The sequence below is a fragment of the Kosakonia radicincitans DSM 16656 genome, from assembly GCF_000280495.2.
GTDB lineage: Bacteria > Pseudomonadota > Gammaproteobacteria > Enterobacterales > Enterobacteriaceae > Kosakonia > Kosakonia radicincitans.
This window is the reverse complement of record NZ_CP018016.1, coordinates 1,334,021-1,353,187: the sequence shown is the minus strand read 5'-3', so window position 1 is coordinate 1,353,187 and position 19,167 is coordinate 1,334,021. Positions and strand designations below refer to the sequence as shown.

Sequence of the window (19,167 nt, the reverse complement as noted above, 5' to 3'; positions counted from 1 at the left end):
TATAAGTCTGCAAACGCTGAACACTGTGTTTTCTCAAAGAAAAGACCTTAAGATCGCCAGAGAGTAACGCAATAGCGGTTTTTTTTCATCTCTAATACACCTTCACTAACAATCTGCTTCTTAATATTTTTTCCGTTGATGGCACCTGCATGCGCAAAGTTTCTGTTTAGCCATTAATACAACCCTTGCAAAAAATAGTGATCTTTCGCCAGATGCGGTGCTATGCTCAGCGAACCTTGTTTAGTAAATTAAACACAGATCATGAAAACAACGCCTGAACTCTCCTGTGATGTATTGGTGGTCGGTAGCGGCGCCGCTGGCCTTTCCGTGGCATTACGTCTGGCAGCACAACAGCACAACGTTATTGTCTTAAGTAAGGGGCCAATCAGTGAAGGCTCAACATTTTATGCTCAGGGCGGCATTGCAGCCGTATTTGACGAAACAGACAGCGTTGAATCCCATGTGGAAGATACGCTGATTGCTGGCGCAGGAATTGTTGAACGTCACGCGGCAGAATTTGTCGCCAGCAATGCGCGCTCCTGCGTACAGTGGCTTATCGATCAAGGAGTGTTATTTGACACCGAGGTCGCCGCAAATGGCGAGTCCAGCTACCATCTGACGCGCGAAGGCGGGCACAGCCATCGCCGCATTCTTCATGCCGCCGATGCCACTGGTAAAGCGGTGGAAAATACTCTGGTCAGCAAGGCCATCAACCACCCGAATATTCGCGTACTCGAACGCTGCAATGCGGTGGATTTGATTATTTCGGACAAAATCGGCCTGCCGGGTACGCGTCGCGTTGTAGGCGCATGGGTGTGGAACCGAAATAAAGAACAGGTTGAAACCTGCCAGGCAAAGGCAGTGGTGCTGGCGACCGGCGGTGCATCGAAAGTCTATCAATACACCACCAACCCGGATATCTCCTCCGGTGACGGCATCGCCATGGCATGGCGTGCCGGTTGCCGGGTGGCGAACCTGGAGTTTAACCAGTTCCATCCCACCGCGCTGTTTCATCCGCAGGCGCGCAGCTTCCTGCTCAGCGAAGCGCTGCGCGGTGAAGGAGCCTGGTTGAAACGTCCGGACGGTACGCGTTTTATGCCGGACTTTGATCCGCGTGGCGAACTGGCACCGCGTGATGTCGTCGCCCGCGCTATCGATCATGAAATGAAGCGCCTCGGCGTGGACTGCATGTATCTCGATATCAGCCATAAACCTGCCGAATTTATTCGTCATCATTTCCCGATGATTTATGAAAAATTGCTGGGTCTGGGAATCGATTTGACCAAAGAGCCTGTGCCGATTGTGCCTGCTGCGCACTACACCTGCGGCGGCGTGATGGTTGACGATCGCGGACGTAGCGATGTCGACGGTCTCTATGCCATTGGCGAAGTGAGCTACACCGGCCTGCACGGCGCAAACCGCATGGCATCAAATTCACTGCTTGAATGTCTGGTGTACGGTTGGTCGGCGGCGGAAGACATTGCTCGCCGCATGCCACATGCACATGCCATTCCGGCGCTGCCCGCCTGGGATGAAAGCCGCGTCGACGACGCCGATGAGCGGGTTATCCTGCAACATAACTGGCACGAACTGCGGCTGTTTATGTGGGACTACGTGGGTATCGTACGCACCACAAAACGACTCGAACGCGCAATGCGCCGCATTACCTTGTTGCAGCAGGAAATTGACGAGTACTACGCCAATTTCCGCGTCTCCAATAATCTGCTGGAATTGCGTAACCTGGTACAGGTAGCCGAGCTGATTGTACGCTGCGCGATGCAGCGCAAAGAGAGCCGCGGGTTGCATTACACGCTGGACTACCCCGATCAGCTTGCGGAATCCGGCCCGACGGTACTCTCGCCGCGCAGTTACATAAACAAGTAGAAGCTCTGGGTCAGCGCGGTGTAGCTGTCAGAATAGCGCTGATCCGGCCCACGAATCGCCAGCCGGTCGGCAAACACGTCGCCGGCGCGCGGCGAGAAGGCCAGCAGGACACGATGCGGCAAACGGCTTTCCGTTTCTGACACATCGGTTCGCAAACGCAAATGCCAGCCTATACCCAGCGCTTTCTGCGTGAAAAGCTCGCTGGCTTCAATCGGCAGCACAACGCAGAAAAAACCCTCTTCCGTCACCAGTGTAGCGGCAATTTCCAGCAATGCCTGATGATCCAGAGTGGTGGTATAACGCGCGCGATCGCGTTCTGGCGTCGCACATTTTACCCCTTCGTCAAAATAAGGAGGATTGCTGACAATCAGATCGTAACGCGCAGTATTCTCACTGCTCCACTGGCGAATATCAGCCTCGTGAACGGTGATACGATCTGCCCACGGCGATGCCTGCACATTTTCCTGCGCCTGAGAAGCAGCCTGCTCATCAAGCTCGACGGCATCAATGGTCACCGTCGGCCCGGTCCGCTGCGCCAGCATCAGCGCCAACAGACCGCTGCCCGTGCCGATATCCAGCACATGCCGAGCTTTCGATACTGGCGACCAGGCACCCAACATCAAACCATCAGTGCCCACTTTCATGGCGCAACGATCGTGTGCAACAAAGAATTCTTTAAACGTGAAGCCGTCACGGCGCAACTGAGCCTTTGGCTGGGACATCTTTACAACCTCAATACGGAAACAGGCGTAGCATAGGTGAAAGCAAAGCGCCGGAAAAGCGATAAGCAGACAACAGATGAAGATTCCAGCCGTAACGTCTATAATCAGCGCCCCACACAGAGGTAGATCATGACTGTAACGACTTTTTCCGAACTCGAACTTGACGACAGCCTGCTGGACGCGCTCCAGGATAAAGGCTTTACGCGCCCAACCGCTATCCAGGCAGCTGCCATTCCGCCTGCGCTTGAGGGGCGTGACGTCCTTGGTTCTGCGCCTACTGGTACCGGTAAAACGGCGGCCTATCTGCTGCCAGCGTTGCAACACCTTCTGGACTTTCCACGTAAGAAATCCGGCCCACCGCGTATTCTGATCCTGACGCCAACCCGCGAGCTGGCAATGCAGGTTGCCGATCATGCCCGTGAACTGGCGGCGAATACCCATCTGGATATCGCTACCATTACTGGCGGCGTCGCCTATATGAACCACGCTGAAGTGTTCAGCGAAAATCAGGATATTGTGGTTGCCACCACCGGTCGCCTGCTGCAATACATTAAAGAAGAGAACTTCGACTGTCGTGCGGTAGAAACGCTGATCCTCGATGAAGCCGATCGCATGCTGGATATGGGCTTCGCGCAGGATATCGAGCACATCGCGGGTGAAACTCGCTGGCGCAAACAGACGATGCTGTTTTCCGCAACGCTTGAAGGCGACGCGATCAAAAATTTCGCCGAACGTCTGCTGGAAGATCCCGTCGAAGTCTCCGCCACACCGTCAACGCGCGAACGTAAGAAAATTCACCAGTGGTACTACCGCGCCGACAACCTTGAACACAAAACTGCACTGCTGATACACCTGCTAAAACAGCCGGAAGTCAGCCGTTCTATCGTCTTCGTGCGTAAACGTGAACGCGTGCATGAGCTGGCAGGCTGGCTGCGCGAAGCGGGCATCAATAACTGCTATCTCGAAGGCGAGATGGTACAGGTGAAGCGCAACGAAGCGATCAAACGTCTGACCGACGGTCGCGTCAATGTGCTGATCGCCACCGATGTCGCTGCGCGTGGTATCGACATTCCGGATGTCAGCCACGTCATTAACTTCGATATGCCGCGCAGTGGCGACACCTACCTGCACCGTATTGGCCGTACCGGCCGCGCCGGTCGCAAAGGCGCAGCTATCTCCCTGGTTGAAGCGCACGATCATCTGTTGCTGGGCAAAGTAGGCCGTTACGTTGAAGAGCCGCTGAAAGCCCGCGTCGTGGACGAACTGCGCCCGACAACACGAGTGCCAAGCGAGAAGCTGAAAGGCAAGCCGTCGAAAAAAGTGCTGGCCAAACGCGAAGAGAAGAAAAAAGAGAAAGAGAAGCCGCGCGTGAAGCAACGCCATCGCGATACCAAAAACATCGGTAAGCGACGCAAACCCAGTGCTGCAAACAGCGAGCAGCAAAAAACAGAAGAATAAAAAAACGCCGGGATATCCCGGCGTTTTTTATATCAGCCTGAAATTACAGGCTTTCAGTAAAGGTACGAGCAATAACATCGCGCTGCTGTTCCGGCGTCAGCGAGTTAAAACGTACTGCATAACCGGATACACGAATGGTCAGCTGCGGGTATTTTTCCGGATGCTCAACGGCATCAAGCAGCGTTTCACGACGCAGAACGTTCACGTTCAGGTGCTGACCGCCTTCCACACGCACTTCCGGTTTTACTTCCATCGGAATTTCACGATATTCGATAGCGCCCAGTTTGTTGACCGCAACCACTTCATCTTCCGCGAAACCACCTTTTGCACAGACGCAACGTGCTTCGCCTTTTTCGCTATCAAGCAGCCAGAACGAGTTCAACAGGTTGTCGTTTGCAGCTTTAGTAATCTGGATACCAGTAATCATGATTTGCCTCCCTTCGGCACATTATTCGATCAGCCGGTTTTCCCGGCCAATTGGTAAAACCATTGTTGTCTGATTGTTTATATACCAGTCTGACACCCCGCATTCTTTGATTTAAATCAATAAAAACCACACACTAAAAATGGTGATTAGGGAATATACTTGTTTTATATCAAGTTACGCGTTTCGGACCATCTTAAAACATTTGTAAATTTTCAAATTTTTTTGAGTAAATTCTGCAAAAGCCGACGGTGAATTTTGTTCTGCCGAAAGAAGCAGTTAAGCTACGGGGAACCAACTTCGCAGGAGAGCGGGATGACCACCTCATTAACATGGCATGATGTGCTGGCAGAAGAAAAACAGCAGCCCTACTTTATTAACACTCTCAGTACGGTTGCGGCTGAGCGGCAGTCCGGAATGACCATCTACCCACCGCAGAAAGATGTGTTTAACGCTTTCCGTTTTACCGAACTGGGCAACGTTAAAGTGGTGATTCTGGGGCAGGATCCCTATCACGGTCCTGGTCAGGCACACGGCCTGGCATTTTCTGTGCGCCCCGGTATCGCCATCCCACCTTCCCTGCTGAATATGTATAAAGAGCTGGAAAACACCATACCGGGCTTCGTGCGGCCGCAGCATGGTTATCTGGAGAGCTGGGCGCGCCAGGGCGTATTGCTGCTCAACACCGTGCTGACGGTACGCGCCGGCCAGGCGCATTCGCATGCCAGTCTCGGCTGGGAAACCTTTACCGACAAAGTGATCGCACTGATTAATGAACATCGGGAAGGCGTCGTGTTTTTACTCTGGGGTTCGCATGCGCAGAAGAAAGGGGCGATTATCGACAAATCCCGCCACCATGTTTTGCGCGCACCGCACCCATCGCCGCTCTCTGCGCATCGCGGTTTCTTTGGCTGCAATCACTTTGCGCTGGCAAATCAGTGGCTGGAGCGGCATGGAGAGCAGCCGATCGACTGGATGCCGACTCTGCCCGCGGAAACCGAATAAAAAAAAGCCAGCATTGCGCTGGCTTTTTTACTCTGCTGGCTAACGTCAGGCTTTGTTCTGCCGCCACCATTCTGCCAGCAACACGCCGGTTGCCACAGAAACATTGAGGCTTTCAACGTTGCCGGTACCCTCAATCGAGACGCTCAGATCCGCGCGGGAAAGCGTCGCATCAGATAACCCATCGCGCTCCTGGCCCAGTACCAGTACCATTTTTTTCGGTAACGTCGCTTTGAACAGCGGCGTGCCGTTGTGGCTGGAAGTCGTTACCAGCGCATAACCGGCCTGACGGAAATCTTCCAGCGCATCAGCAAAGCTGTCGCCAGTAATTGCCTGAACGTGTTCGGCTCCGCCTTCTGCGGTACGCACTGCAGCGCCAGATTCAATCACCCCAGCATCCTGCAACACTACGCCTTTGACGCCAAAGTGCGCGCAGCTACGCATAATCGCGCCGAGGTTATGCGGGTTGCCGACATCTTCGAGCGCCAGCACGCAATCCTCTTCACCGGCGTTCGCCACCCATTTCTGCACGCTCAGACCATTGCGTTTTTTAATCAGGAAGCAGACACCGCCGTGATGTTCCGTCCCGGACGCTTTCTCCAGTTCTTCGTCATCCACCACATGGTAGGCTTTGCGGTTTGCCGCCATCCAGCGCAGGGCTTCTTTAAAACGCGGTGTTACGCTCTGCACAAACCAGGCGCGAACAATGGATTCAGGACGGCTGCTGAACAGCGCCTGGCAGGCGTTTTCGCCGTATACGCGCGTCTCTTCCGCGCGCTGACGACGCAGCACTTCGGGATCGATAAAGCTTTTACCGCTGATACCGCCGTGATCCGGTTTCTCCGGCGTGTCGTCGCCCGGTGCGCGGGAAACGGTACGCCACGGTGAATCACCACGTTCACTGTAATTGTCTCGCTGCGGGCGGCGACTATTGTTGTCGCGAGCAGAACGGCCCCTGTCATCACGGCCAGGGCGGCCACGATCATCGCGGGCAGTACGACGGTCATCTCCGGCACGAGACGACGATCCTGCACGTGCTGGCCCTTTCCCGGTGCGCGGGTTTTGGCCACGTTTATCGGAATCATCATCACTGCGGACATACATCACTTTGACCTTGCCGCTTTTGTTCTTTAATTCATCGTTCATGCTTTTCTCCACCAGCGCTGCGCGAAGCGCGCAGATTACCTGATGTCCTTGCGCTTCGCCATTAATTCGTTCAAAAGCTATCGACTATTGTATTCATTGAACAAAACGCATTGTCGTTTAAAACCTTCTTATTAATAATATGTAACATAGTAGAAACATACCGGCAGTCATGCCGCTCTGTACCATCGCTTTTCCTGAGGTTAGTTATGAATACCGTATGTGCAAGCTGTCAGGCGCTGAACCGCATTCCCGAAGAGAGAATGAACGACGGCGCAAAATGTGGACGCTGTGGACACGAGCTGTTCGATGGAGATGTGATCAACGCTACCGGTGAAACGCTGGATAAATTACTGAAAGACGATCTGCCCGTGGTCGTTGATTTTTGGGCGCCATGGTGCGGCCCGTGCCGCAGTTTTGCGCCGATTTTTGAAGATGTGGCGGAAGAACGCAGCGGCAAAGTGCGATTTGTCAAAGTGAACACCGAAGCTGAACGTGAACTGAGCGCGCGCTTCCGCATTCGCAGTATTCCAACCATTATGCTGTTCAAAAATGGTGAAGTTGTCGACATGCTCAGCGGTGCCGTGCCAAAAGCACCGTTCGACAGTTGGCTCAACGAATCACTGTGATCCCGTCGGGGCGCATCTTGTGCCCCGTTTTCAGCTCTGCGACAATGGCGTTTTTATTGCGCAATCCCCATGACCGAAAACGCTGTTCTTCGACTCCGTGCCGAACGCCTTGCCCGTTCGACGCGTCCGTTTCTTGCCCGTGGTAACCGTATCCGTCGCTGCCAGCGTTGCCTGCTGCCGCTGCGCCAGTGCCTGTGCGAGACGTTAAAACCCGCAACCGCCAACAGCCGTTTCTGCCTGGTGATGTTCGATACCGAACCGATGAAACCGAGCAATACCGGAAGGCTGATCGCCGACGTGTTACCCGATACGCTGGCTTTTCAGTGGTCGCGCACCGAACCGCCGCAGGCACTTATCGATCTCTGCCGCAGTGAGACGCATCAGCCAATGGTGGTATTTCCCGCCTCTTATGCGGGCAGCGAACGCCAGGTGCTGAGCGCGCCGCCGTCAGGCAAACCACCGCTGTTTATTATGCTGGACGGTACCTGGACCGAAGCGCGTAAAATGTTCCGCAAAAGCCCTTATCTGGATGCGCTGCCGGTTATCTCTGTGGATCTCTCGCGAGTTTCCGCTTACCACCTGCGGGAAGCGCATGCCGACGACCAATATTGCACTGCGGAAGTGGCGATTGCGCTGCTGGATATCGCGCGCGACAACGCAGCCGCACAGGCACTCGGCGAACATTTCGCGCTCTTTCGCGAACGTTATCTGGCAGGTAAAACACGCCATCCATCCGCTATCACAGCAAACGCAACTGAAAACGTTTAGAATCATCGGATCTCTCTTAAGCGGAGGCCGGTATGAGCCAACGAGGGCTGGAAGCGTTATTACGTCCCCGATCGATTGCGGTGGTGGGCGCGTCAATGAAGCCGGATCGCGCAGGTTTTCTGATGATGCGCAATTTACTGGCGGGAGGATTTGCCGGGCCGGTATTGCCGGTCACGCCCGCTTATAAAGCGGTTCAGGGCGTGCTGGCCTGGCCGGATGTCGCCAGCCTGCCGTTTACGCCCGATCTGGCGGTGCTATGCACGCACGCCAAACGCAACCTTGAACTGCTTGATGCTCTGGGGCAAAAAGGCTGCAAAACCTGCATTATTCTCTCGGCGCCTCCCGAACAGCATTCGCTTCTTCTGGCCTGCGCGGCACGCTATCAGATGCGCCTGCTCGGCCCGAACAGCCTCGGTTTACTGGCTCCGTGGCAGGGGCTGAACGCCAGTTTTTCGCCGGTGCCGATTACGCGCGGCAAACTGGCGTTTATCTCCCAGTCAGCGGCAGTGTCGAATACAATCCTCGACTGGGCGCAACAGCGCGAGATGGGATTTTCTTACTTCATCGCGCTGGGTGATAGCCTGGATATCGATGTTGACGAATTGCTGGATTTTCTCGCGCGGGACAGTAAAACCAGCGCCATTCTGCTCTATCTGGAACATTTAAGCGACGCGCGTCGCTTTGTCTCCGCCGCCCGCAGCGCATCACGAAATAAACCTATTCTGGTTATCAAAAGCGGCCGCAGCCCGGAAGCGCAGCGATTATTGCAGGTGCATTCTGGTCTTGATCCCGCCTGGGATGCTGCGATTCAGCGAGCTGGCTTGCTGCGTGTCCAGGATACACATGAACTGTTTTCCGCGGTAGAAACGCTCAGCCATATGCGTCCGCTGCGTGGTGAGCGCCTGATGATCGTCAGTAATGGCGCCGCGCCGGCAGCGCTGGCGCTGGATGAACTTTGGCTGCGTAATGGCAAACTGGCGGCGCTCAGCGCAGAGACGCTGGCCCGTTTGCACACAGCATTACCGGATTACGTCGTCCCCGGTAACCCGCTTGATTTACGCGATGATGCCGGTAATGAGCGTTATGTCGCAGCGCTTAATATTTTGCTCGACAGCCAGGATTACGACGCGTTGATGGTGATCCATGCGCCCAGCGCCGCCGCGCCGGGCAGTGAAAGCGCAGTAACATTGATCGACGCACTGAACAAACATCCGCGCGGGAAATATGTGACGGTGCTGACCAACTGGTGCGGCGAATTTTCTTCGCAGGAAGCGCGACGCCTGTTTAGCGAAGCGGGTTTACCCACTTACCGCACGCCTGAAGGCACCATTACGGCGTTCATGCACATGGTGGAGTATCGACGCAACCAGAAACAACTCCGCGAAACACCCGCGATATCCCTCAGCATGACGGCGAATACCGCCGAAGCGCATCATCTGTTGCAGCAAGCGTTGATGGAGGGCGCAACGACGCTGGATACTCATGAAGTCCAGCCGATTTTAGGTGCCTGGGGGCTACAAACTCTGCCGACATGGATTGCCAGTGACAGCGCTGAAGCCGTGCACATTGCCGAACAGATCGGTTACCCGGTCGCCTTAAAATTGCGTTCGCCGGATATTCCTCATAAATCCGAAGTTCAGGGGGTGATGCTTTATCTGCGCACAGCGAACGAGGTGCAGCAGGCAGCGGATGCAATTATCGATCGTGTGAAAATGAATTGGCCGCAGGCGCGTATTCACGGTTTGCAGGTGCAAAGCATGGCAAACCGCGCGGGGGCGCAGGAACTGCGAGTGGTTGTCGAACATGATCCTGTGTTCGGCCCGTTGATTATGTTAGGCGAAGGCGGCGTTGAGTGGCGGGCAGAAGATCAGGCCGCCGTTGCGCTACCGCCGCTGAATATGAATCTCGCCCGTTATCTGGTGATCCAGGCGATTAAAAGTAAAAAGATCCGCGGGCGCAGCGCGTTACGCTCGCTGGATATTGCCGGCTTAAGCCAGTTTCTGGTGCAGGTTTCGAATCTGATTGTTGATTGCCCGGAAATTGAGCGGCTGGATATTCATCCTTTACTTGCCTCCGGTAGCGAATTTACCGCGCTGGATGTAACCATGGCCATTTCCTCCGCCGCCGGAAACGGTGAAACGCGTCTCGCTATACGTCCCTATCCTCAGCATCTGGAAGAAGAGGTGGAGATGAAAAATGGCGAGCGGTGCCTGTTCCGCCCGATTCTTCCGGAAGATGAGCCTCAGCTACAGCGCTTTATCGCCCAGGTGACAAAAGAGGATCTTTACTACCGTTACTTTAGCGAGATCAACGAATTTACCCATGATGATTTAGCGAATATGACGCAGATCGACTACGATCGGGAAATGGCATTTGTTGCAGTACGCCGCACAGATCAAGGTGAAGAAATTCTGGGCGTTACGCGTGCGATTTCCGACCCGGATAATATCGACGCTGAATTTGCTGTGCTGGTTCGTTCCGATTTGAAAGGGCTCGGGCTTGGTCGACGTTTACTTGAGAAGCTTATCAGTTATACCCGGGATCACGGACTTAAGCGCTTGAATGGTATTACTATGCCCAACAATCGCGGCATGGTGACGCTGGCGCGTAAACTGGGATTTGACGTTGATATTCAGCTGGAAGATGGCATTGTGGGATTGTCTCTCCAACTCATGAAGACGGATGAATCCTGAGTAAGGTACTGGAAATGTTGACTACTTTAGCAGGCACGGTGTTATTATTGCCCGCTTATGTCGTCTGCATGGTACAGAAGACCCTTCAATAAACAGAGAAGAAACGCACTGTGATGTTGTCAAAATTTAAGCGTAATAAACATCAACAACACCTTGCCCAACTCCCCAAGATTGCTCAGTCAGTTGATGACATAGAGTTTTTCTACTCACCCGCTGATTTCAGGGAGACGCTGCTGGCGAAAATCGCCAGTGCTACGCGCCGGATCTATATCATCGCCCTGTACCTGGAACAGGACGATGGCGGGAAAGGAATTCTGCATGCGCTGTATGAAGCCAAGCGCCAACGCCCGGAACTGGATGTCTGTGTGCTTGTCGACTGGCACCGCGCCCAGCGTGGCCGCATTGGCGCAGCAGCATCCAATACCAACGCCGACTGGTACTGCCGCCTTGCTCAGGAAAATCCGGACGTTGTGGTCCCGGTTTATGGCGTTCCTGTGAATACGCGTGAAGCGCTCGGCGTGCTGCATTTCAAAGGATTTATCATTGATGACAGCGTGCTTTACAGCGGCGCAAGCCTCAATGATGTCTATTTGCATCAGCACGATAAATATCGCTATGACCGCTATCAGTTGATCCGCAACCCGCAAATGGCGGATATCATTCGTAACTGGGTCGATCAGAATCTGATTCAGGGGCGCGGCGTAAATCGTCTTGATAATGCTCAGCGTCCGAAAAGCCCGGAAATCAAAAACGATATTCGTCTGTTCCGTCAGGAGCTACGCGATGCCACATACCATTTCCAGGGCAATGCGGATAACGATCAGCTGGCGGTCACGCCGCTGGTCGGTCTGGGTAAATCCAGCCTGCTGAACAAAACTATTTTCCATCTGATGCCGTGTGCAGAGCACAAGCTGACGATCTGTACCCCCTACTTCAACCTGCCTGCGGTGCTGGTGCGTAACATTATCCAGCTACTGCGCGATGGTAAAAAAGTGGAAATTATCGTTGGCGACAAAACGGCGAATGACTTTTTCATTCCGGAAGATCAACCGTTCAAAATCATCGGCGCGCTGCCTTATCTGTATGAAATCAATCTGCGTCGTTTCCTGAGCCGGCTACAGTATTACGTTAACACCGATCAGCTAGTTGTGCGTTTATGGAAAGATGATGATAACAGCTATCACCTGAAAGGAATGTGGGTGGATGACGAATGGATCCTGCTGACAGGTAACAACCTGAACCCCCGCGCTTGGCGGCTGGATCTGGAAAACGCCATCCTGATCCACGATCCGAAACATGAACTGGCGGCCCAGCGCGACAAAGAGCTGGAGCTTATCCGCACGCATACGACCGTGGTGAATCATTATCGTGATTTGCAAAGCATTGCGGATTATCCGGTAAAGGTACGCAAACTTATTCGCCGATTGCGCCGTATCCGCATCGATAAGCTGATAAGCCGTATTCTTTAAAACTAAGCCCCGTCTCTGCGATGGGGCTTTTTTTCGGGTCTGCTGATGAAATACATGATGATAGCAAGTGTGGTGCTACTGACAGGCTGTAGCCATATGGCGAATGATAGCTGGAGTGGGCAGGATAAGGCGCAGCATTTTCTGGGCTCCGCCATGCTTTCTGCCGCCGGTAACGAAGTAGCGCAACATCAGGGATATAGCCGCGATCGTAGCGCAATGGTAGGGCTGATGTTTTCAATTAGCCTTGGCGCATCGAAGGAGCTTTGGGACAGCCGTCCGGCGGGGAGTGGCTGGAGCTGGAAAGATTTCGCATGGGATGTTGCCGGTGCCACAACGGGTTATACCGTGTGGCAACTGGCAAATCACTAAAGACGGATGCCTTTCCCTTTACGATGAAGCATAAGCGAAACCAGAAATGCTAACGCTCCCAGCACAGTGACGTACCAGAAAAAAGCGGTTTCTACACCGAATGACTTCAATGACAGCGCCACATATTCCGCCGAACCGCCAAATAACGCATTTGCCACGGCATAAGAAAGACCGACACCCAGAGCGCGTACCTGTGCGGGAAACATTTCTGCTTTCAGGATCCCGCTGATTGAGGTGTAAAAGCTGACGATCACCAGCGCCAGCATCACCAGAGCAAATGCCGCGTATGGCGACGTGACGCTGTGCAATGCACTGAGAATCGGTACTGTGCACACCGTTGAAAGACCGCCGAAGAGCAGCATTGATGTGCGGCGCCCAATCTTATCAGATAAAGCACCAATAATCGGTTGGATCAGCATGAAGACAAACAGAGCTACAGTCATGATGATGCTGGCAACATTCGCGTGCATACCCGCCGTATTAACCAGGTATTTCTGCATATAAGTGGTGAAGGTGTAAAATGCCAGCGATCCTCCCGCCGTGAACCCAAGCACCATCAGAAAAGCTTTACGGTTGCGCCATAATCCTTTCATTGAACCAGCTTCTTTTAAATCCCGAACTTCTTGCTGCGATGTTTCATCCAGTTGGCGGCGTAGCCAGAGAGCGACAATAGCCAGCACTGCTCCAATAGCAAAGGGAATACGCCAGCCCCATGCGCGTAATTCAGCATCATCAAGGATCTGTTGCAGGATCACGACAACCAGTAGCGCCAGCAGTTGCCCACCGATCAGCGTAACGTACTGGAATGACGCGTAAAAACCTTTACGCCCTTCCACGGCGACTTCGCTCATATAGGTCGCACTGGTGCCGTACTCGCCGCCGACAGAAAGCCCCTGGAACAAACGGGCAATCAATAATAGTGCCGGAGCCCAGGTGCCGATTGCGTCATAACCTGGTAAACAGGCAATGACCAGCGATCCAAAGCACATCATGCAGACGGAGATCAGCATTGAGGTTTTACGCCCGCGGCGATCGGCGATTCGACCGAATAACCATCCGCCAATAGGACGCATCAGAAAACCGGCGGCAAATACGCCTGCGGTTTGTAATAGCTGGGTTGTCGTGTTGCCTGCCGGGAAAAAAATATGAGCAAAATAGAGAGAGCAAAAGGAGTAGACATAGAAATCAAACCACTCCACCAGGTTGCCCGATGAAGCACCAATAATCGCCCACACCCTTCTACGAGTATCGCTGCTGGTGAGCGATTCACGCGTTGTTATGCTGCTTTCAGCCATTCGAATGATACTCCTGCCAGAGCCAGAGGTTACTTGCCCATGGTGAGTATCCTTGTCCACCACTGCGCAAAGATAGAAATGTTACATATTTGTTATAATCAAATCGTGATTACAATCACGTTTTAGCTTAGCAGGATAAGCAATTAAGAATATGACCTGACCAGGAAAATAAATAAAGCAAAAAAGCCCCGTGCCGGGGCACGGGGCTTCCTGTCTCTTCCGCCCGGACGCAAAAAGGCCATCCTTCCGGATGGCCTCTTCACTGGTTTGATGCCTGGCAGTTCCCTACTCTCGCATGGGGAGACCCCACACTACCATCGGCGCTACGGCGTTTCACTTCTGAGTTCGGCATGGGGTCAGGTGGGACCACCGCGCTAGTGCCGCCAGGCAAATTCTGTTCACCGCCATGCCTCAGCGGCACACCGGTTTAATCTGTATCACGCTGAAAAATTCTCTCTCACGCCAAAACATCTTCGGCGTTGTAAGGTTAAGCCTCACGGTTCATTAGTACCGGTTAGCTCAACGCATCGCTGCGCTTACACACCCGGCCTATCAACGTCGTCGTCTTCAACGTTCCTTCAGGACCCTTTAAGGGTCAGGGAGAACTCATCTCGGGGCAAGTTTCGTGCTTAGATGCTTTCAGCACTTATCTCTTCCGCATTTAGCTACCGGGCAGTGCCATTGGCATGACAACCCGAACACCAGTGATGCGTCCACTCCGGTCCTCTCGTACTAGGAGCAGCCCCCCTCAGTTCTCCAGCGCCCACGGCAGATAGGGACCGAACTGTCTCACGACGTTCTAAACCCAGCTCGCGTACCACTTTAAATGGCGAACAGCCATACCCTTGGGACCTACTTCAGCCCCAGGATGTGATGAGCCGACATCGAGGTGCCAAACACCGCCGTCGATATGAACTCTTGGGCGGTATCAGCCTGTTATCCCCGGAGTACCTTTTATCCGTTGAGCGATGGCCCTTCCATTCAGAACCACCGGATCACTATGACCTGCTTTCGCACCTGCTCGCGCCGTCACGCTCGCAGTCAAGCCAGCTTATGCCATTGCACTAACCTCCTGATGTCCGACCAGGATTAGCTGACCTTCGTGCTCCTCCGTTACGCTTTAGGAGGAGACCGCCCCAGTCAAACTACCCACCAGACACTGTCCGCAACCCGGTTTACGGGTCCACGTTAGAACATCAAACATTAAAGGGTGGTATTTCAAGGTTGGCTCCACGCAGACTGGCGTCCACGCTTCAAAGCCTCCCACCTATCCTACACATCAAGGCTCAATGTTCAGTGTCAAGCTATAGTAAAGGTTCACGGGGTCTTTCCGTCTTGCCGCGGGTACACTGCATCTTCACAGCGAGTTCAATTTCACTGAGTCTCGGGTGGAGACAGCCTGGCCATCATTACGCCATTCGTGCAGGTCGGAACTTACCCGACAAGGAATTTCGCTACCTTAGGACCGTTATAGTTACGGCCGCCGTTTACCGGGGCTTCGATCAAGAGCTTCTCCTTACGGATAACCCCATCAATTAACCTTCCGGCACCGGGCAGGCGTCACACCGTATACGTCCACTTTCGTGTTTGCACAGTGCTGTGTTTTTAATAAACAGTTGCAGCCAGCTGGTATCTTCGACTGATTTCAGCTCCACGAGCAGGTCGCTTCACCTACCATCAGCGTGCCTTCTCCCGAAGTTACGGCACCATTTTGCCTAGTTCCTTCACCCGAGTTCTCTCAAGCGCCTTGGTATTCTCTACCTGACCACCTGTGTCGGTTTGGGGTACGATTTCGTGTTACCTGGAGCTTAGAGGCTTTTCCTGGAAGCAGGGCATTTGTTGCTTCAGCACCGTGGTGCCTCGTCATCACGCCTCAGTGTTAAAGCACTCCGGATTTGCCTGGAGCACACACCTTCACGCTTAAACCGGGACAACCGTCGCCCGGCCAACATAGCCTTCTCCGTCCCCCCTTCGCAGTAACACCAAGTACAGGAATATTAACCTGTTTCCCATCGACTACGCCTTTCGGCCTCGCCTTAGGGGTCGACTCACCCTGCCCCGATTAACGTTGGACAGGAACCCTTGGTCTTCCGGCGAGCGGGCTTTTCACCCGCTTTATCGTTACTTATGTCAGCATTCGCACTTCTGATACCTCCAGCAACCCTCACAGGCCACCTTCAACGGCTTACAGAACGCTCCCCTACCCAACAACGCATAAGCGTCGCTGCCGCAGCTTCGGTGCATGGTTTAGCCCCGTTACATCTTCCGCGCAGGCCGACTCGACCAGTGAGCTATTACGCTTTCTTTAAATGATGGCTGCTTCTAAGCCAACATCCTGGCTGTCTGGGCCTTCCCACATCGTTTCCCACTTAACCATGACTTTGGGACCTTAGCTGGCGGTCTGGGTTGTTTCCCTCTTCACGACGGACGTTAGCACCCGCCGTGTGTCTCCCGTGATAACATTCTCCGGTATTCGTAGTTTGCATCGGGTTGGTAAGCCGGGATGGCCCCCTAGCCGAAACAGTGCTCTACCCCCGGAGATGAATTCACGAGGCGCTACCTAAATAGCTTTCGGGGAGAACCAGCTATCTCCCGGTTTGATTGGCCTTTCACCCCCAGCCACAGGTCATCCGCTAATTTTTCAACATTAGTCGGTTCGGTCCTCCAGTTAGTGTTACCCAACCTTCAACCTGCCCATGGCTAGATCACCGGGTTTCGGGTCTATACCCTGCAACTTAACGCCCAGTTAAGACTCGGTTTCCCTTCGGCTCCCCTATACGGTTAACCTTGCTACAGAATATAAGTCGCTGACCCATTATACAAAAGGTACGCAGTCACACCCCGAAGGATGCTCCCACTGCTTGTACGTACACGGTTTCAGGTTCTTTTTCACTCCCCTCGCCGGGGTTCTTTTCGCCTTTCCCTCACGGTACTGGTTCACTATCGGTCAGTCAGGAGTATTTAGCCTTGGAGGATGGTCCCCCCATATTCAGACAGGATACCACGTGTCCCGCCCTACTCATCGAGCTCACAGCCTGTGCGTTTTCGTGTACGGGGCTGTCACCCTGTATCGCGCGACTTTCCAGACGCTTCCACTAACACACAAGCTGATTCAGGCTCTGGGCTCCTCCCCGTTCGCTCGCCGCTACTGGGGGAATCTCGGTTGATTTCTTTTCCTCGGGGTACTTAGATGTTTCAGTTCCCCCGGTTCGCTTCACAGCACTATGGATTCATGCTGTGATGATGCACCGTAGTGCACCGGGTTTCCCCATTCGGACATCGCCGGGTCAAGGGTTCATATCACCTCGCCGGCGCTTTTCGCAGATTAGCACGTCCTTCATCGCCTCTGACTGCCAGGGCATCCACCGTGTACGCTTAGTCGCTTAACCTCACAACCCGAAGATGTTTCTTCCGATTCATCATCGCATTGCAAAAATTTGAGAGACTCACGAACAATTCGCATTGTTCAGTGTTTCAATTTTCAGCTTGATCCAGATTTTTAAAGAGCATATATCTCAAACATGACTCGTGAGTCAGTTTTGAGATACATCGGCAGGTGACTTTCACTCACAAACCAGCAAGTGGCGTCCCCTAGGGGATTCGAACCCCTGTTACCGCCGTGAAAGGGCGGTGTCCTGGGCCTCTAGACGAAGGGGACACATAGTCTGCTTCGCAAGACGCCTTGCTTTTTACTTTTCATCAGACAATCTGTGTGAGCACTTCAGGAGATGGTTCTTTAAGGTAAGGAGGTGATCCAACCGCAGGTTCCCCTACGGTTACCTTGTTACGACTTCACCCCAGTCATGAATCACAAAGTGGTAAGCGCCCTCCCGGAGGTTAAGCTACCTACTTCTTTTGCAACCCACTCCCATGGTGTGACGGGCGGTGTGTACAAGGCCCGGGAACGTATTCACCGTGACATTCTGATTCACGATTACTAGCGATTCCGACTTCATGGAGTCGAGTTGCAGACTCCAATCCGGACTACGACGCACTTTATGAGGTCCGCTTGCTCTCGCGAGGTCGCTTCTCTTTGTATGCGCCATTGTAGCACGTGTGTAGCCCTGGTCGTAAGGGCCATGATGACTTGACGTCATCCCCACCTTCCTCCAGTTTATCACTGGCAGTCTCCTTTGAGTTCCCGGCCTAACCGCTGGCAACAAAGGATAAGGGTTGCGCTCGTTGCGGGACTTAACCCAACATTTCACAACACGAGCTGACGACAGCCATGCAGCACCTGTCTCACAGTTCCCGAAGGCACCCCGGCATCTCTGCCAGGTTCTGTGGATGTCAAGACCAGGTAAGGTTCTTCGCGTTGCATCGAATTAAACCACATGCTCCACCGCTTGTGCGGGCCCCCGTCAATTCATTTGAGTTTTAACCTTGCGGCCGTACTCCCCAGGCGGTCGATTTAACGCGTTAGCTCCGGAAGCCACGCCTCAAGGGCACAACCTCCAAATCGACATCGTTTACGGCGTGGACTACCAGGGTATCTAATCCTGTTTGCTCCCCACGCTTTCGCACCTGAGCGTCAGTCTTCGTCCAGGAGGCCGCCTTCGCCACCGGTATTCCTCCAGATCTCTACGCATTTCACCGCTACACCTGGAATTCTACCTCCCTCTACGAGACTCCAGCCTGCCAGTTTCGAATGCAGTTCCCAGGTTGAGCCCGGGGATTTCACATCCGACTTGACAGACCGCCTGCGTGCGCTTTACGCCCAGTAATTCCGATTAACGCTTGCACCCTCCGTATTACCGCGGCTGCTGGCACGGAGTTAGCCGGTGCTTCTTCTGCGGGTAACGTCAATCAGCACGGTTATTAACCGGACTGCCTTCCTCCCCGCTGAAAGTGCTTTACAACCCGAAGGCCTTCTTCACACACGCGGCATGGCTGCATCAGGCTTGCGCCCATTGTGCAATATTCCCCACTGCTGCCTCCCGTAGGAGTCTGGACCGTGTCTCAGTTCCAGTGTGGCTGGTCATCCTCTCAGACCAGCTAGGGATCGTCGCCTAGGTGGGCCATTACCCCGCCTACTAGCTAATCCCATCTGGGCACATCTGATGGCAAGAGGCCCGAAGGTCCCCCTCTTTGGTCTTGCGACGTTATGCGGTATTAGCTACCGTTTCCAGTAGTTATCCCCCTCCATCAGGCAGTTTCCCAGACATTACTCACCCGTCCGCCACTCGTCACCCGAGAGCAAGCTCTCTGTGCTACCGTTCGACTTGCATGTGTTAGGCCTGCCGCCAGCGTTCAATCTGAGCCATGATCAAACTCTTCAATTTAAAGTTTGATGCTCATCGAATTAAACTTC

Annotated in this window: 12 protein-coding genes, 1 tRNA gene and 3 rRNA genes; 8 read left to right on the top strand and 8 right to left on the bottom strand. The window is 53.7% G+C overall.

What is annotated here, in order from left to right:
- The first annotated feature begins 261 nt into the window (after nt 1–261).
- On the top strand, nt 262–1,884 hold the full coding sequence (gene nadB, locus Y71_RS06770) for an L-aspartate oxidase (protein ID WP_007370769.1): 1,623 nt from the start codon (nt 262–264) through the stop codon (nt 1,882–1,884).
- Here the strand turns inward: nadB and trmN are convergent.
- Entirely contained in the window at nt 1,869–2,606 is a 738-nt protein-coding gene (gene trmN, locus Y71_RS06765) for a tRNA(1)(Val) (adenine(37)-N(6))-methyltransferase TrmN (protein ID WP_007370768.1), read from the bottom strand. The two genes, nadB and trmN, sit on opposite strands and share 16 nt — an antisense overlap.
- A 129-nt stretch (nt 2,607–2,735) precedes the next feature.
- Between trmN and srmB the strand changes: the two genes are divergently transcribed.
- A complete protein-coding gene (gene srmB, locus Y71_RS06760; protein ID WP_007370767.1) occupies nt 2,736–4,064 on the top strand; it encodes an ATP-dependent RNA helicase SrmB in 1,329 nt (442 codons plus the stop codon).
- Between the two features lie 43 nt (nt 4,065–4,107).
- Here the strand turns inward: srmB and grcA are convergent, their stop codons facing one another.
- Nucleotides 4,108–4,491, bottom strand: a complete 384-nt coding sequence (gene grcA / locus Y71_RS06755) for an autonomous glycyl radical cofactor GrcA (RefSeq protein ID WP_007370766.1) — start codon at nt 4,489–4,491, stop codon at nt 4,108–4,110.
- A gap of 312 nt (nt 4,492–4,803) precedes the next feature.
- Here grcA and ung point away from each other — a divergent pair, with 312 nt between their 5' ends.
- Nucleotides 4,804–5,493, top strand: coding sequence for a uracil-DNA glycosylase (ung, locus tag Y71_RS06750; RefSeq protein WP_007370765.1), 690 nt, complete (start codon nt 4,804–4,806; stop codon nt 5,491–5,493).
- A 45-nt stretch (nt 5,494–5,538) separates the two neighbouring features.
- Here ung and Y71_RS06745 read toward each other — a convergent pair whose 3' ends face one another.
- On the bottom strand, nt 5,539–6,636 hold the full coding sequence (locus tag Y71_RS06745; protein WP_007370764.1) for a tRNA/rRNA methyltransferase: 1,098 nt from the start codon (nt 6,634–6,636) through the stop codon (nt 5,539–5,541).
- Between the two features lie 206 nt (nt 6,637–6,842).
- Between Y71_RS06745 and trxC the strand changes: the two genes are divergently transcribed.
- The 5 genes from trxC (at nt 6,843) to Y71_RS06720 (ending at nt 12,561) form a co-directional block, all read left to right on the top strand.
- Entirely contained in the window at nt 6,843–7,262 is a 420-nt protein-coding gene (gene trxC / locus Y71_RS06740) for a thioredoxin TrxC (RefSeq protein ID WP_007370763.1), read from the top strand.
- A 69-nt stretch (nt 7,263–7,331) separates the two neighbouring features.
- Complete coding sequence (locus tag Y71_RS06735) at nt 7,332–8,030, top strand: tRNA-uridine aminocarboxypropyltransferase (protein ID WP_007370762.1); 699 nt, start codon at nt 7,332–7,334, stop codon at nt 8,028–8,030.
- Between the two features lie 32 nt (nt 8,031–8,062).
- Complete coding sequence (locus tag Y71_RS06730; RefSeq protein WP_007370761.1) at nt 8,063–10,723, top strand: bifunctional acetate--CoA ligase family protein/GNAT family N-acetyltransferase; 2,661 nt, start codon at nt 8,063–8,065, stop codon at nt 10,721–10,723.
- Nucleotides 10,724–10,836: 113 nt separating this feature from the next.
- Nucleotides 10,837–12,192 carry a CDP-diacylglycerol--serine O-phosphatidyltransferase gene (gene pssA / locus Y71_RS06725; RefSeq protein ID WP_007370760.1) on the top strand — a complete coding sequence of 452 codons (1,356 nt, stop codon included), beginning with the start codon at nt 10,837–10,839 and terminating at the stop codon, nt 12,190–12,192.
- Between the two features lie 45 nt (nt 12,193–12,237).
- Nucleotides 12,238–12,561 (top strand): YfiM family lipoprotein, encoded by a 324-nt coding sequence (locus Y71_RS06720; RefSeq protein ID WP_035888232.1) that lies wholly within the window; start codon nt 12,238–12,240, stop codon nt 12,559–12,561.
- Here the strand turns inward: Y71_RS06720 and Y71_RS06715 are convergent.
- From Y71_RS06715 to Y71_RS06695, 5 genes are all read right to left on the bottom strand, one after another.
- Nucleotides 12,558–13,856 (bottom strand): MFS transporter, encoded by a 1,299-nt coding sequence (locus Y71_RS06715; RefSeq protein WP_007370758.1) that lies wholly within the window; start codon nt 13,854–13,856, stop codon nt 12,558–12,560. The genes Y71_RS06720 and Y71_RS06715 overlap by 4 nt on opposite strands.
- Nucleotides 13,857–14,128: 272 nt before the next feature.
- A 5S ribosomal RNA gene (gene rrf / locus Y71_RS06710) occupies nt 14,129–14,244 on the bottom strand.
- A 95-nt stretch (nt 14,245–14,339) separates the two neighbouring features.
- A 23S ribosomal RNA gene (locus Y71_RS06705) occupies nt 14,340–17,245 on the bottom strand.
- 193 nt (nt 17,246–17,438) lie between these two features.
- A tRNA-Glu gene (locus Y71_RS06700) sits at nt 17,439–17,514 on the bottom strand.
- Between the two features lie 84 nt (nt 17,515–17,598).
- Nucleotides 17,599–19,138: ribosomal RNA gene (locus tag Y71_RS06695) — 16S ribosomal RNA — on the bottom strand.
- Together the 16S, 23S and 5S rRNA genes with 1 tRNA gene alongside form the textbook arrangement of a ribosomal RNA operon.
- Between the last annotated feature and the right edge of the window lie 29 nt (nt 19,139–19,167).

Coding starts and splice junctions, on each gene's coding strand:
- nadB (WP_007370769.1), top strand. CDS start 262: ATGAAAACAACGCCTGAACTCTCCTGTGATGTATTGGTGGTCGGTAGC.
- trmN (WP_007370768.1), bottom strand. CDS start 2,606: ATGTCCCAGCCAAAGGCTCAGTTGCGCCGTGACGGCTTCACGTTTAAA.
- srmB (WP_007370767.1), top strand. CDS start 2,736: ATGACTGTAACGACTTTTTCCGAACTCGAACTTGACGACAGCCTGCTG.
- grcA (WP_007370766.1), bottom strand. CDS start 4,491: ATGATTACTGGTATCCAGATTACTAAAGCTGCAAACGACAACCTGTTG.
- ung (WP_007370765.1), top strand. CDS start 4,804: ATGACCACCTCATTAACATGGCATGATGTGCTGGCAGAAGAAAAACAG.
- Y71_RS06745 (WP_007370764.1), bottom strand. CDS start 6,636: ATGAACGATGAATTAAAGAACAAAAGCGGCAAGGTCAAAGTGATGTAT.
- trxC (WP_007370763.1), top strand. CDS start 6,843: ATGAATACCGTATGTGCAAGCTGTCAGGCGCTGAACCGCATTCCCGAA.
- Y71_RS06735 (WP_007370762.1), top strand. CDS start 7,332: ATGACCGAAAACGCTGTTCTTCGACTCCGTGCCGAACGCCTTGCCCGT.
- Y71_RS06730 (WP_007370761.1), top strand. CDS start 8,063: ATGAGCCAACGAGGGCTGGAAGCGTTATTACGTCCCCGATCGATTGCG.
- pssA (WP_007370760.1), top strand. CDS start 10,837: ATGTTGTCAAAATTTAAGCGTAATAAACATCAACAACACCTTGCCCAA.
- Y71_RS06720 (WP_035888232.1), top strand. CDS start 12,238: ATGAAATACATGATGATAGCAAGTGTGGTGCTACTGACAGGCTGTAGC.
- Y71_RS06715 (WP_007370758.1), bottom strand. CDS start 13,856: ATGGCTGAAAGCAGCATAACAACGCGTGAATCGCTCACCAGCAGCGAT.